9 protein-coding genes are annotated in these 13874 nt (G+C 39.9%); 5 read left to right on the top strand and 4 right to left on the bottom strand.

Annotation, left to right across the window (positions count from 1 at the left end; translation table 11 throughout):
- Positions 1 to 2: 2 nt before the first annotated feature.
- Positions 3 to 152 (bottom strand): hypothetical protein, encoded by a 150-nt coding sequence (locus tag MSSIT_RS22890; protein ID WP_156157301.1) that lies wholly within the window; start codon positions 150 to 152, stop codon positions 3 to 5.
- Between the two features lie 681 nt (positions 153 to 833).
- Here MSSIT_RS22890 and MSSIT_RS25195 point away from each other — a divergent pair.
- Positions 834 to 3695 carry a PGF-pre-PGF domain-containing protein gene (locus MSSIT_RS25195; RefSeq protein ID WP_048170517.1) on the top strand — a complete coding sequence of 954 codons (2862 nt, stop codon included), beginning with the start codon at positions 834 to 836 and terminating at the stop codon, positions 3693 to 3695.
- Between the two features lie 104 nt (positions 3696 to 3799).
- Here MSSIT_RS25195 and MSSIT_RS04935 read toward each other — a convergent pair whose 3' ends face one another.
- Positions 3800 to 5827: a tetratricopeptide repeat protein gene (locus tag MSSIT_RS04935; protein ID WP_048170516.1), complete on the bottom strand. Its 2028-nt coding sequence runs from the start codon at positions 5825 to 5827 to the stop codon at positions 3800 to 3802.
- A 178-nt stretch (positions 5828 to 6005) separates the two neighbouring features.
- Positions 6006 to 7256 carry a hypothetical protein gene (locus MSSIT_RS04930; protein WP_231590427.1) on the bottom strand — a complete coding sequence of 417 codons (1251 nt, stop codon included), beginning with the start codon at positions 7254 to 7256 and terminating at the stop codon, positions 6006 to 6008.
- 931 nt (positions 7257 to 8187) lie between these two features.
- Here MSSIT_RS04930 and MSSIT_RS04925 point away from each other — a divergent pair.
- The 4 genes from MSSIT_RS04925 to MSSIT_RS25825 all read left to right on the top strand — a co-directional run bounded on the left by MSSIT_RS04925 (position 8188) and on the right by MSSIT_RS25825 (position 11945).
- Entirely contained in the window at positions 8188 to 10158 is a 1971-nt protein-coding gene (locus MSSIT_RS04925; protein ID WP_048170514.1) for an HD domain-containing protein, read from the top strand.
- A 956-nt stretch (positions 10159 to 11114) separates the two neighbouring features.
- Positions 11115 to 11411, top strand: a complete 297-nt coding sequence (locus MSSIT_RS04920; RefSeq protein ID WP_048174515.1) for a nucleotidyltransferase family protein — start codon at positions 11115 to 11117, stop codon at positions 11409 to 11411.
- A complete protein-coding gene (locus MSSIT_RS04915; RefSeq protein WP_048170512.1) occupies positions 11408 to 11758 on the top strand; it encodes a HepT-like ribonuclease domain-containing protein in 351 nt (116 codons plus the stop codon). Before MSSIT_RS04920 ends, MSSIT_RS04915 begins: the two co-directional genes overlap by 4 nt.
- Complete coding sequence (locus tag MSSIT_RS25825; RefSeq protein WP_156158791.1) at positions 11745 to 11945, top strand: hypothetical protein; 201 nt, start codon at positions 11745 to 11747, stop codon at positions 11943 to 11945. The genes MSSIT_RS04915 and MSSIT_RS25825 overlap by 14 nt, the downstream gene beginning before the upstream one ends.
- On the opposite strand, the gene MSSIT_RS04910 is transcribed toward MSSIT_RS25825, so the two are convergent.
- Positions 11929 to 13866, bottom strand: coding sequence for a hypothetical protein (locus tag MSSIT_RS04910; protein ID WP_048170510.1), 1938 nt, complete (start codon positions 13864 to 13866; stop codon positions 11929 to 11931). The genes MSSIT_RS25825 and MSSIT_RS04910 overlap by 17 nt on opposite strands.
- Positions 13867 to 13874 lie beyond the last annotated feature (8 nt).

Here is a 13874-nt window from a genome sequence, read left to right as displayed (position 1 = left end):
GCTCAGGGACGATCGGCTGAACAGGAAATAGAACCTTTCCAGATTGAATATGTGTTCACGAATTTCAGGTAGTTCGGGACAACGCCGGTATTAAGTTTCCTGCCTTCGGAGTCCCTCTTGCGGGCTGAAATGTGTTTTCCGTTTTGGTTCATGCAGTTTCATCTTCTTATTATAGTAACTATTATAGTAACCATCCAACGATCACAGTCAAAAGTAATAAATTTGTTCCTTTATACCTATCAAAATTCGGAGCAACTCTTGTGGTGAACACGGACACCCCTGCTCCCAAGAACTTGATCAACGGCGAGAACGCCCTTTAAATTGCAATGGGGGTCGGGTTTACCGAATCAAGGGTGAAAGATGCGTTTGAAGCGTCTAAAAAGAAGGTAGCAGAGATTGTCTTAACTATAAACATCTTGAAAATAAAGTTTCCGGGCAGGAATCCGGGGGAGTCTAACCATTTTTTAATGTCCACTTTTGATGATTTTAATGTCCACTTTTGATGACTTCTATTTAAAACAGTTCTCAAAGGAAATGATCTTTTTTATAAAATCGTCTTGTATGTGTATAACTAGTCTCGATTTTATTTATAAATCTCCGGTTTGAATTTAAGTTCACAAGTAGCAAAAGTCAGAAAGAAATTTGCTTGTAGTTATATATTGGGGGTATAGTTTAGTTATTTATAAGATGTGTAATTAATGATAATATAATTCACATTTTAAGAAATGTACTATTATTAATTTTAAATTATCTAACTGAGTGGGTAAGTGAAACAGTAGTATAGGATATATTACTCTACCTTTGAGAAATAGAGTCTACGTGGGGGAAATAAAGTGAAGAGTAAAACTCTATTCATAGTTTTTACTTTGATATTCCTGATTGGAGTACCATCCACAGTATCGGCAAGAGATATTATAGTGGGCAACGGAAGTGGATCAAGTTCTACAATACAAGAAGCTTTAGATGATGCAGAAGCCGGAGATGTAATAATAATAAAACCTGGAACTTATGTTGAAAACATAAACGTTTCAAAAACAAGGTTAACAATTAAACCGGAAACAAATAACGTGTTTATTCAACCGGCAGACAGCACAAAGGCAACTATCATTCTAAGCAATGTCGGGATAACACTAACCGGCTTTGATATAGATGGTAGTGTTTACGTTAATAACGCAATGTTAGGTAATAGTGAGTATTATCTGAACAATATGAGTCAGATAACAAACAACGTTATTGAAAATGGTGGTATTGAAGTAGGATCTGAGAGTTCCGGTATTATTATATCCGGAAACAAAATCACCGGTGGTACCGGTATAGACGTGGCATGTTGTGGGGATTACAATGAAATAACAGATAATGATATTTCAAATTGTACTACAGGAATTTATGTTTATGATGAAAGATCTGTACCGCCTATTAGTAGTAACAAAATAAACAACTGTGATGTCGGAATACATGTTTCTGGCTTATCCTATGATCTCGAAAACAACGAAATCACAAACTGTGGTGTAGGAGTAGTAGCCGGAGAAACCGGTGGTGCAAGTTTAATTGGAAATAAAATAACGTACTGCTCAGACTGCGGGCTTAAAGTGCTTGGTTATTTAGAAGCTAAAGGGGCCTGTAATAATTATTTCAACAACACGGTGAATGTAAAGTTTGGAGACTATGAAGACGCATATACCTGGAACACCTCCCTCACTGAGGGTACAAACATCATTGGCGGATCATATCTTGGAGGTAATTATTGGGCAAAGCCGGATGGAACCGGGTTCTCTCAGACTGCTAATGATGCAAACGGAGATGGTATTGCAGATTCGGCTTATGCAATATCTGAAAAGAACTGTGACTATCTGCCACTCACAGCCAGGTATAATTCAGTATTACCTGCTCCCGACTTCACAGCCAACGTGACTTCCGGAACTGCTCCTCTGGTTGTGTTGTTTACTGATACCGGCAGTGGCGGAACTCCAACATCCTGGCTCTGGGACTTCGGGGACGGGATAACCTCAAAGCATGCCCAAACGGCTAAACACACATTTACGAATCCCGGAACTTACGACGTCAGTTTGACATTAACCAACGCTGCAGGCAGTAATACGGTGAATAAAGTAAATTATATTACTGTCACTTCTCGACAGGCCCCGGTAGCTGACTTCTTTTCTCCGGAAGTAAATGATCTCATTGATTTTGGAGAGTCGATCCCAATAAATAAAACCGTATCATTTACCGACAATAGCACAGGGTCACCCACCTCCTGGCTCTGGGATTTCGGGGACGGAGGCACTTCAACAGCCCAAAATCCGGAACATGTATACAGTGCCAGGGGCGGGTATACCGTCAACTTAACCGTAACTAATTCTACTGGAAGCAATACAACAAGCAAATACGGTTACGTACTCGTTGGGGTCATGGACGAACCTGTAATCCCTGCATATTTCTCGTCCGATGTAACATCCGGAAATGCCCCGTTAACGGTGACATTTGTCGACGACCTGGATGCCGAGTTACCGAATTATCCTATCTGGCGTGAATGGGATTTCGGCGATGGAGTCGTCCAAACTTATGTAGTGGATGACAACGAATCGGCAACACCCTATGCAACGCATGTCTACGAAAAACCCGGAAAGTACACCGTAACACTATACATGGATAACCGCGGCGGGAAGTCTATCATAACAAAATACAATTATATCACGGTCACAGACCCAAACGCGACGGTGGTGAATTTCTCTGCGAATGTAAGTTCCGGCCCGGCTCCTTTAGTTGTGTTATTTGCTGATGCCAGCACCGGTCCGACTCCCAGTTCCTGGCTCTGGAATTTTGGCGACGGTATCTATTCAAAACACGCCATGAACGCAACACATACTTTTACGGAATCAGGTAGTTACACGGTCAGTCTAACTGTGGAAAATTCCGAAGGTAACAATACGGTAACAAAGACGGATTATATAGTTGTCACAGAGCCGGTTGCTACCAGTTCCAGTGGAGGAAGCAGCCACAAGAGCAGCAGTGGCGGTGGAGGTGGCTCTCCCGAACCTGCGAAAAACGTTGAAGCAAAGGAACTTTCCCAGGTCTTCATCACAAACGGAAAAGAAGTAAAGTTTGATTTCAACGAGAATGCAACCTGTGTCGTGTATGTTGGCTTTGATGCAAAGAGGACTCTGGGTAAAACCACAACAATCGTTGAGCAGTTAAAAAACAGGTCTTCACTTGTCTCCGAACTGCCTGAAGGCGAAGCCTACAAGTTCTTTAATATCTGGGTCGGAAGCGGCGAAACCACAAGCTCAAAGAATATCGAAAACCCTGTCATAGGTTTCAAGGTTGAAAAGACCTGGATACAGGACGAGAGGATAGATCAGGCTTCTATCTCCCTGAACCGGTACAACGATAATGAATGGGAACAGCTTCCGGCCAGCTTGTCAGGGGAAGATGAGAAATTCGTGTACTTCACAGCCGAAACTCCGGGCTTCTCTTCATTTGCGATTACGGGGGAGAGTAAGAGTACTTTGGGAGTATCTGAAACGGGAGCAAACCTAGGATCTGAGACTAGAGCGGTTGATGAAACCAATGAGGGTAATAAAGGACCTGAAGCTGAACAGGAAGCTGACCCGAAAGAAAGTGCAAGTTTGCCGGGCTTTGAGATGATTTATGGGATCGTCGGCCTGTTTGCAGTTTTCCTGCATAGAAGGAAGTAAAAAAGGTGGAATACCTGATTTTATGTAAAAAACAGGAAGGGGAATTAATCCCCATATTCTTTTTCTTGTCTTTTCATCTGCTTCCTACTTATCATCCTTCTTTTTTAATTTCTACAAATTTCTTTCAGAAAAGCTGCATAGTTGTTGAGATTATTAGTGTGCTCTGGATCAATTTCCAGAGCCTTTTTGTAAAATTCTTCTGCTTGTTCATAATCTTTGCGAACATCCGCTAGGAAATTTGCATAATTCCCAAGGTTATTAGTGTGTTCTGGATCAACTTCCAGAGCCTTTCTGTAAAATTCTTCTGCTTTATTGAAATCTTTCTTAATTTCATAAAGGAATAGAGCATAGTTTCCAAGGTTACCAGCGTGATTTGGCTCAATCTCCAGAATTTTTTTGTAAAATTCTTCTGCTTTATCGTAGTCTTTACGAATGATTCTCAGAAAATTTGCGTAATCTCCAAGGTTATTAATGTTCTCGGGTTCAATTTCCAGAGCTTTTCTGTAAAATTCCTCTGCTTTGTTATAATCTTTAAGAACATCACGAAGAAAATTTGCGTAGTTTTCGAGGTTATTAACGTTTTCTGGATCAATTTCCAGAGCTTTAATGTAAAGCTCTCCTGCTCTGTTATAGTCTTTTCTAATATCTTTAATGAAAAGTGCATAGTTACCAAGGTAGATGGCATTCTCTGGCTCTATTTCTAGAGATTTTCTATAGAATTCTTCTGCTTTATTGTAGTCTTTAAGAATATAACAAAGGAAATTTGCATAGTTTCCAAGATTATGAGCGTTATCTGGTTCAATCTCAAGAGCTCTTCTATACAACTTTTCTGCTTTTTTATAATTTTTTCTAATATTTTTTAGGAAATTCGCATAATTGCCAAGATATGTAGCATCTTCAGGCTCAATTTCTAGGGCTTTTCTGTACATCTCTTCTGCTTTTTCATGTTTTTTGCGAATGTCAGTCAGGAAAATTGCATAGTTACAAATAAGTTCATGACTATCTGGAAATTGATTTATACCTTCTTGATAAATCTGTTCTGCTTTTTCTACATTTGTATTTTTGAATTTAGATGCTTCTAACTCCAATGCCCACCAAGATTTGAATTCTTTTGATGCTTTTTCAACAGCCATTTCGAGTACTTCTCTTTCTCCAGAATAAGATTTCGAATGAACTTTAAAGCTTAGTTTTTGGAAAGTTTCAAAATATGCTTTAAATAAATTTTCAAATCTCTCAGATGAGGGAGGTTTTAATTCGAATTCTTTTTTCAATTCTTCCTTTATGAGAAGCATTAATTCATCAAAATCTCTATGATTTACCCATATTGCATTCCTGTGCTTTAGGAATTCTGCCATCTCGTTACTTGGCATTTCCCGTCCCACCCAGTAAATACCCCATGGAAAAGAGCCTTCACCTTCAGGTACTTCTGCAAGGATATCAGTTATACTCTTATCATTGCCCCCGTATCCAATAAATATTAGACCAGCTTCAGAAAACAAATTTATAATTACTTTTTTAACGTTTTCATTTAACTCAGCTGTTTCCTTCCATGTATTACGAGGAGAAAGTCTTGAATCTCCATGTAACTTTACTACCAAAGGGCGTGTATCGCTAATTTTCAAAAAGCCAACTAGGGACTCGTGGGGTATGACAACAGGTTTTTTGTTTGTATAAAGGTAAATAGCATCTGCAACCATATCATCAAAATTAGTGGTGAGAACTATATTGCAGTGCTTTCCACACTTTTCTGTCAGTAGCTGAGCTAAAACCGCATATCCAAATCCAGGATCTTTATTTGTAACTAACCTTTCTATTTCCTGTTGTCTTTCTTTTGGAGTCAAGAAGAGTTTTTCTATTACATCTCCATAATATTGGGCTGCATTGTCTTTATTATATTCTGGGAATTTTTCTTTTAACCAACCACTAAAGTTTTCTTGATTCCCAGTTTGCATTTCTTTAAGTTTTGGAAGCCATACATTATCTACAAGTGTTCTTGCTGTTGGGATTCCTGAAGAAACAGAGCATCCTGCACCCAAAAAGAAGCAAAATTTAGCGTCGTTATGTTCTATTAACTGTTTCTTAAATCTACGAACAAATTCTTGGACTTCAATGGATTTTATTTCAGTGTCCATTTTTGGATCTCACCACACAAGCTGAATGTGTTTATACAGCTTCTGTTTAGATGAGGACTCATAAATACATTTTCAATTTTCATCATCGTTTTATAATAAGAGTAAGATGCCACGATATTTAATGAAACAATTTTTTAGTTTTAGAATTTATTTCAAAACAGCAGTTAATTTGTGAATATTAATCTAATCTCATACCTTCTCGCTGAAGATATCCTTGAAGAGCAGCTGAAACCGCAAAGATGATCCTATAATTGGGAGCGTATAGGCGAAGATCATACTTTAACTGTGCCCTATCTCCTCCGTATTCTATGGTTCCTGCAAAGCGGGTGAGGATTGCACTGATAATGACAACGTAAGCCCCTATCGCAAGCGAAAACTGGTCCGGAGGAATGGACTGCGAAAAACTTTCGGGACTGATTTCTACAGGCATTCCGGAAAGGTCTGCAGGGACCCTGCTTACCCTTTCTGCTACCTGGTTCAGGATTTTTGTAATAACTTCGGAAAGGGCAAGGGTAATTCCTGCAATGAGGGGGGCAAAGATTGCAGCAGTTGAACGCATTGTTGAAGTGACGTCATAGAGGGAACGCCTGATCCTCTCTTCTACGGCACTGAGTTCTTTTAAGTGATCGGCAAGCTTGATTATCGAAGCTCCTGCAGCTTCGTGGTTTTTATGGACACTTTCCGTAAAGAGGAGCATTGTGTTTCTTATCCTCTCGGAATATATGTGTCTGAAAGCTCCGAACTCTTCGTCAAAGATCGCATCCCTGAGATTTGTCCTCATGCTGAACAGGTTCATGGAAATCTCCTCAAAGGCTTCCCCGATTTTTGAGCCTTCCATGGTTCTGGAGGTATGGGCAAAGGCTTCTTCCGGGGCTTTTCCTTCCGAAATCCTTCTTCCTAGCACAAAGAGGGAATCTGTAAATTCCAGCTCCATCTGTTTTATTCGGTCTCTTATTTTCTTATATGGAATAGACGAGAAGTACAGGTAAATCGAGATTCCTGCGGCTCCTCCCACAACAAGAGGAAGAGTCGGGGGAAGATACCCTCCGAGGGGTTCGGTTGATATCATTTCTCCCGGGTTTCCTATCATCAGCAGGAGGTATCCTGAAGGGGCTATCAGCAAGAAAGCCAGGACTGAAAGGGTTATTGCAAATCGTTTTTTTTGCACGATGTCCGAAAGGTCAGGGTGAGAATCCGGGATCTGCCGTGGGATAAAGGCAACAGGCCTCTGCATCAGGATGTACTCCGAATATACTGCTGCAAGGACGGGAAATACAAAGTCGTAGAGGAGAACGAGGTCCGTAATCTCGGGTTTCATCCCCACAACCGTAACCGCTGGCAGGAGAGCGACAAGGGCAAGGGGGATCAGGATAAAAATCGAGTAGAGGATGTAACTCGGGGTCTTCAGCTTTTCGGCAAAAGCCTCCATCAGGCTTTCCGTTCCTTCAAGGCTGATGTCGAGGGCGCGGTTCAGGGTGATTATCCTCTGGGCTTCGTCGGGCTCGGCTGTAGAACTATATCAAAATCCAAAGGTTCGTAAAAACCATTTTTTTCTAAAACTTGTAAAGTAAATGCTTAAACCACTTTATGTTTAACATATTTCTCTCTAAAAAAGTGAAATTTTACCTATGAAAACTAATTTTTAAAACTTAATAGGAGCATGGTCACTATTTTGTTATATTTTAAGTTTTCTATTTTTAACAGTAGTTGAAAAAAATATATAAAAATAGAGCAAAAATATTTTTGAATTAGGTTTTTTTTCTGCCCAACTGCACATTCCAGACAAAGATCTTTTCACACATTGGAGTATTTGATACCTCCATCTGCTGTCATAATTTTCAAACTCGCAATAAATCGAGGACAGTTAGAAAAATCAGATCCCAGACAGTACTTAGTTCTATCTTCTTCAGTTGTCTCGTAAAAACCAGGGCCAGCCATGCACTTGTTGTATCGACGCCTACAGATAAAGCCCCAAGATAGTTACATTGGATATTTGTATCACCCAGAAATAATTATAATACGTAATTTTTAAGATAATTTTTACTTTCTGAGCAAGAATTACAATTCGATAAGTTAATATCATACCAAAAACCACTTTACTAAAAACCTATAGGTAGGAGTAAATACGTTGTATGTTGAACTTCTTTAATCATTAAATATGTGTAAAAATATTTAAATGTCCTTTAAATTCTTTGAGCCAACAATTATGAGTTAATATTTACCGAGAAAGCCATATACTTAATTTCTACACTTCATTTCCGCACAATAGCGCGGTCAACAGTAGCTTCTTATCACACCATTACGAAAGTAGGTTTACTGCACATTTTAGTGATTTAAGAACTGTCAGGGGGCTTTCCTTAATGGAAGAACTTGAAAAATCACTGAATTCGAAGCATAAAGCTAAACTTGAAACAATAAGGAGTCATTGCGAAGAACTATTTACAAAAGGGCTTCCTAATTTTAAGTACTATACTTTACATGATATTGGTCATTCTAATAGAATAATCTCTATAATTAATAATTTGGTTAAAGGAATCGACCCGAATCATCTAAAACTTAATAAACAAGAGATTTTTTGTTTATTAGCTTCTGCATATCTTCATGACGTTGGAATGCTAATAGAGAAGCCTGATGATCAAAATATTGTAAATATAAATATTAAAAATAATATGGAACCCATCACAAAAGAAGATTTGATACGAAAAAATCACCATCTGAGAAGTGGAGAGTATATATATGAAAAACACGCCGAGTTAGGTTTAAATCCTTCGGAGTTGATTTGTATTAAATTAATTTGTGAAGGGCATAGACTTATAGATCTCAATTCATATGAGGAAGAACATTTAATAGGTAACGACCCAATAAGAATCAGATTTTTGGCTGCGCTTTTCAGAATTTCAGATGAATTAGATATTTTTTCTGATAGAGCTCCATCTAAATTGAGGCATCTCCTCATTAATATGCCCCCATCGTCACAATTAGAGTGGATTAAACATCACTATACTACCGGTGTGAGAATTGAACCTCCATATGGTAAACCTTCAGGTAAAAAAACTATTATAAAAATACAAATGGAGTTTCCGAGTTTATGTAGTGAACAGGGATTAATTATTGGAGATCTATTAATTCTTAAGCCTATCACTGAAACACTTCGGTCTGTAGCAGTGATATTGCTTAGCATTGGAGGACTCAATATACAAATAGCTCCTCCAACCTACAGTACGAATAATTTAATGGACACGATGCCCCCAAAAGTTGTAGAACTGTTAGACAATAAATGGATGAAGGAAATTGAAATAAAAGATAAAATTGAGATCTCTTATGAAGGGTCAGTTTATGGACATCGTAGTACCCATTTTCGTTATGAAAAAGAAATACTTGCAAAGAAAGTTGTGGCAAATATAGGTGAACTTCTGTCAGATCACTCTTCTAACCTGAAATATTGTCTTCTTATCGATTCTGGAACAACGACTTATCATATATTTAGGCAGATTTGTAAAGAGATGACGAATCCAGACAAAAAAGAATTGTGGAAAAATCGAGTTCTTATTTTCACCAACAGTTTGCCTGGTATTCAGTATTTAATGGCGAATTGCAAAGAAAATTTTTCGAGTGAACGTTCCGAAATCTCACTAAGATGTTTCTTACTACCCGGAAAACCTTTACAACCTTATGGTGCTGTAGCTTGTGGTGAGACAATAAAATGGTTGGAAACTCTTGAGGATTATTTATCCAGGGAATGGAAACTAGAAAGGGATGATTATCAGATAATAAGTATCTTGTCAGCTAGTTATGTAGTTCGTCATAGGCAGAAAATAAACGAAACTGCCAACAACTATTATTGCATTGCAGCAAGAGAAAAAGGGCATGTTGACATAAAGACTGAATTCTTAAAGATGAGTGATAAAGTATATTTGGTGTCACCATTAACGAAATTCTCATTTGTTGATCTAGAAACTCTTAATGATATACTTGGATACAAATTAAGCATGGATGATTTTGCCAAAAGAGAAGATAATAATATTACAAATGGTCATTCAAAGATTAAATACGAAGAAATTCCCCTTGGTAAACATAAATGCGTATTCTTTACTACAAAAAGGGTAAGAGGGAATATATTTTTCAATTTTAGTGAAGCTTTGGAAAACGATTTAAGTGAAAATAAATACGATGTAAGTAATATACTGATGGAAGAATTTGATATAAGACGCTATATAGATAAATCTAGGTCAACTTTCTCAGAGATAGTTCTGGAGATACCTCATAAAAATTTGAGAAATCAATACTTAAATGGAGTTGATATTTGGGACCCTAAGTTGATTAAAGATTAATAAAGACACTAATTTTTTGAATCACAAGAAAAAACATACGATGAATCCTTGAATTACTAATCTATGCAACCAACTCCATTTTTCACCGCCGTACTTAAAGTAATCCATATTTTCTGCATACTTTTTTATTCGCGATAAGTTTATAAATGTAGAACTTAATTTAATTTCAAAACGCCAGTTAATACATATAACAATATAATAAAATCATCACTGATCAATACATTTATTTGTTCACAAGGTCACTCGTATACGATATTTTGAGTACAGATTTTTTTGTGACCTTACAAGATATATGTCTGATCATTTGTTAGTTCAGAACAAATAGAGGTATAGGTACGAAAAACTAGAATCTCTTAAAACTATGTTAAAGAAATACTTTTCATCTTAACAAAATCATTACCGGAAGGATTATTCTTTTCTCAGGCATACACAAACAAAGTCGCTAGATAACGTAAAACCACACATCTTTGAAAGGCAAGTATAAGGAACATATAGCTTTCGAGACTCCTGCAGATTCCACTGTCATTTGGAGGTATATTCTATTAGTCCTGGTATTTTCTATCCACCAGTTTCGGATCCGGGTAACTGTTCAAGCCGACCTGCATCTAACCCCGTCGAATTCGACAGGATTGATGTGGAACTAGGGCAATTGGTCAGTGGATTGTTGACTGGTCTCAGATGAGCTCTCTACTTCGCGGGAAAGACCGCCACTCTCCTGCGTCGAATGAGAATGTTTTGGTTCAGTGAATGGCGTTGCGCGGGTAAGAGAAATCTAATTATTCCTCTTGATCAAAGTTCCAGACTCTAAGCATCAAGTAATCCGCTTGAGCTCAGTCCACTTCTTAACCCATAAATAGTCTGCTTGAGCGAGCGACAGCGAGTGAAACGGACGGCGTACTGCAGAGCCGCAACTCTGCCGGGATAGATTTAAATTGAAAAAAACGAGATATATCAACATGCACACTGTGGAAGAAAGGGAAGATTTGTTTCGCAAAATTTCTTCCTTTCTGAAAAAATATGGGGCAACTAAAGTATCTGTTTTTGGATCTTACGTTAGGGGTGACGAAAAACCGGAAAGCGACATTGATGTCCTGGTTGAGTTTGCCGAAAGGAAAAGCCTGCTCACTCTGGTGAATATAGAACTGGAGCTTTCTGACTCCCTGGGCATAAAAGTCGACCTGCTTACTGAGAAGTCGATAAGTCCTTACCTGATTGATGGAATTAAAAAAGAAGCCAGAGTGATCTCTGAATGAAAAAGGACGACAGAGTATATCTCAGCCACATCCTCCAGTCAGTCTCCTTGATTGAAAAATATACAGAAGATCTTACCGAAGAAGAGTTCCTATCAAATAGCCTTTTTCAGGATGCGACTATCAGGCAAATCCAGATAATCGGCGAGGCTACTAAAAAATTATCAAAGTCTCTGAGAGATAAATATCCACAGGTCCACTGGAGAGGAATAGCAGGTATGAGAGATAAATTGATCCACGATTATTTCGGTGTGGACATCAATGCTGTCTGGGATACCATAAAGGAGGATGTTCCTGTTCTCAAAAAAATAGTCATGGAAATTATCCAGGATCTTAATGGAAACAATTAATCTTTTGCTCCCGAGGTCATTTGAATGCGGGAAAGATTTTTGTCTTGCAGGTAACGTTATCGCAGTCTCAGTCTGTAATTCCAATAATCATAATTCCGAGCCGGTAGAGGATATTTCCCGCTATGGCTGTGGTGTCGTCTCTCCTTTATTTTTTCAGCTCATATTCAACCTCACACCATCCCACTGAAAACAACCCTCGAAGCAGCAGCCGAGACCGCAAAGATAAGCACTGTAATCGGGAGCATGCAGGCGAGGTCGTATTTCAGCTGTGCCCTATCCCCTCCGTATTCTATAGCTCCTGCAAAGCGGGTAAGGATTGCACTGATTATGACAACGTAAGCCCCTATAGCAAGCATAAACTGGTCCGGAGGAATGGATTGGGAAAAACTTTCAGGATTGATTTCTACGGGCATTCCGGAAAGGTCTGCGGGTACCCTACTGACCCTTTCTGCCACCTGGTTCAGGATTTTTGTAATAACTTCGGAAAGGGCAAGGGTAATTCCGGCAATAAGGGGGGCAAAAATTGCAGCAGTCGAACGCATTGTCGAGGTGACGTCATAGAGGGAACGCCTGATCCGCTCTTCTACGGCACTGAGTTCTTTTAAGTGGTCGGCAAGCTTGATTATCGAAGCTCCTGCAGCTTCGTGGTTTTTATGGACACTTTCCGTAAAGAGGAGCATTGTGTTTCTTATCCTCTCGGAATATATGTGTCTGAAAGCTCCGAACTCTTCGTCAAAGATCGCATCCCTGAGATTTGTCCTCATGCTGAACAGGTTCATGGAAATTTCCTCAAAGGCTTCCCCGATTTTTGAGCCTTCCATGGTTCTGGAGGTGTGGGCAAAGGCTTCTTCCGGGGCTTTTCCTTCCGAAATCCTTCTTCCTAGCACAAAGAGGGAATCTGCAAATTCCAGCTCCATCTGTTTTATCCGGTCTCTTATTTTCTTATATGGAATAGACGAGAAGTACAGGTAAATCGAGATTCCGGCAGTTCCTCCCACAACTATAGGGAGGGTCGGGGGAAGATATCCTTCGAGGGGTTCGGTTGATACCATTTCTCCCGGGTTTCCGATCAGAAGCAGGAGGTATCCTGAAGAGGCTATCAACAAAAAGGCCAGGACTGAAAGCGTTATTGCAAACCGCTTTTTTTGTGCGATATCCGAAAGGTCAGGGTGGGAATCCGGAATCTGCCGTGGGATAAAGGCAACAGGCCTCTGCATCAGGATGTACTCCGAATATACCGCTGCAAGGACGGGAAATACAAGATCGTAGAGAAGGATGAGGTCCGTAATCTCGGGCTTCATCCCCACAACCGTAACCGCTGGCAGGAGAGCGACAAGGGCAAGGGGGATCAGGATAAAAATCGAGTAGAGGATGTAACTCGGGGTCTTCAGCTTTTCGGCAAAAGCCTCCATCAGGCTTTCCGTTCCTTCAAGGCTGATGTCGAGCGCGCGGTTCAGGGTGATGATCCTCTGGGCTTCATCCGGTTCAGCCGTGGAACTCTTGATCAGGTGGAGGGAGCGCTTGAAGTATTCACTGTTCCTACCCCACAGGTCGGCAAAAGAGAGGAGAGCATCGTCCATACTGCTGTAGAGCCTCAGGTTCAGGTCCCAGGTCAGTTTCTTTAGGTCCGTGGCAAGCGGCCTCTCCGAGTTCCGGGCTGCGAAGAATACGGCGTGTTCGAGATTGGGGACCAGCTTCATTGACATGATGATATAGCTCAGGATTTCAGGGATATCTCCGAGGGAGGAGATTTTCATAAAGCTGGCCTTTATCTTCACATACTCGCTCAGGTAGCAGAGAACTATCAGCGGGAGGATAAAGGTCAGGGTTCCCATTATGAAAAGAGTCCTGGGTTCGAAACTCCTGGAAAGAAGAAGGAAAAGGTCTAACCCGAGAAGTAAAATTAAGGTTACGAATGTCCCCACGTAAGAAAATAAAACCGTCTCGAAGGCTTCAAGGTCAAAACCCGTAAACCGGAGGGCGTCTCTGTACTCAGGGCTCACGCTTTTTTCGCATTTCCTGCTGAAGGCCTCAGGGTCCGGGACAGCCCATACCCACTGCTTCGCCGTGGTCTTACAGGCTCTGACGTACCAGCTGTTTACTTCCACACTCCTGC

The organism is Methanosarcina siciliae T4/M, assembly GCF_000970085.1.
Lineage (GTDB): Archaea > Halobacteriota > Methanosarcinia > Methanosarcinales > Methanosarcinaceae > Methanosarcina > Methanosarcina siciliae.
This window is presented reverse-complemented; position numbering and strand designations above follow the sequence as displayed.

What these genes read in the sequence shown, in the direction of transcription:
- MSSIT_RS22890 (WP_156157301.1), bottom strand. Translation starts at nt 152, where the DNA reads ATGAACCAAAACGGAAAACACATTTCAGCCCGCAAGAGGGACTCCGAA.
- MSSIT_RS04935 (WP_048170516.1), bottom strand. Translation starts at nt 5,827, where the DNA reads ATGGACACTGAAATAAAATCCATTGAAGTCCAAGAATTTGTTCGTAGA.
- MSSIT_RS04930 (WP_231590427.1), bottom strand. Translation starts at nt 7,256, where the DNA reads ATGGAGGCTTTTGCCGAAAAGCTGAAGACCCCGAGTTACATCCTCTAC.
- MSSIT_RS04925 (WP_048170514.1), top strand. Translation starts at nt 8,188, where the DNA reads ATGGAAGAACTTGAAAAATCACTGAATTCGAAGCATAAAGCTAAACTT.
- MSSIT_RS04920 (WP_048174515.1), top strand. Translation starts at nt 11,115, where the DNA reads ATGCACACTGTGGAAGAAAGGGAAGATTTGTTTCGCAAAATTTCTTCC.
- MSSIT_RS04915 (WP_048170512.1), top strand. Translation starts at nt 11,408, where the DNA reads ATGAAAAAGGACGACAGAGTATATCTCAGCCACATCCTCCAGTCAGTC.
- MSSIT_RS25825 (WP_156158791.1), top strand. Translation starts at nt 11,745, where the DNA reads ATGGAAACAATTAATCTTTTGCTCCCGAGGTCATTTGAATGCGGGAAA.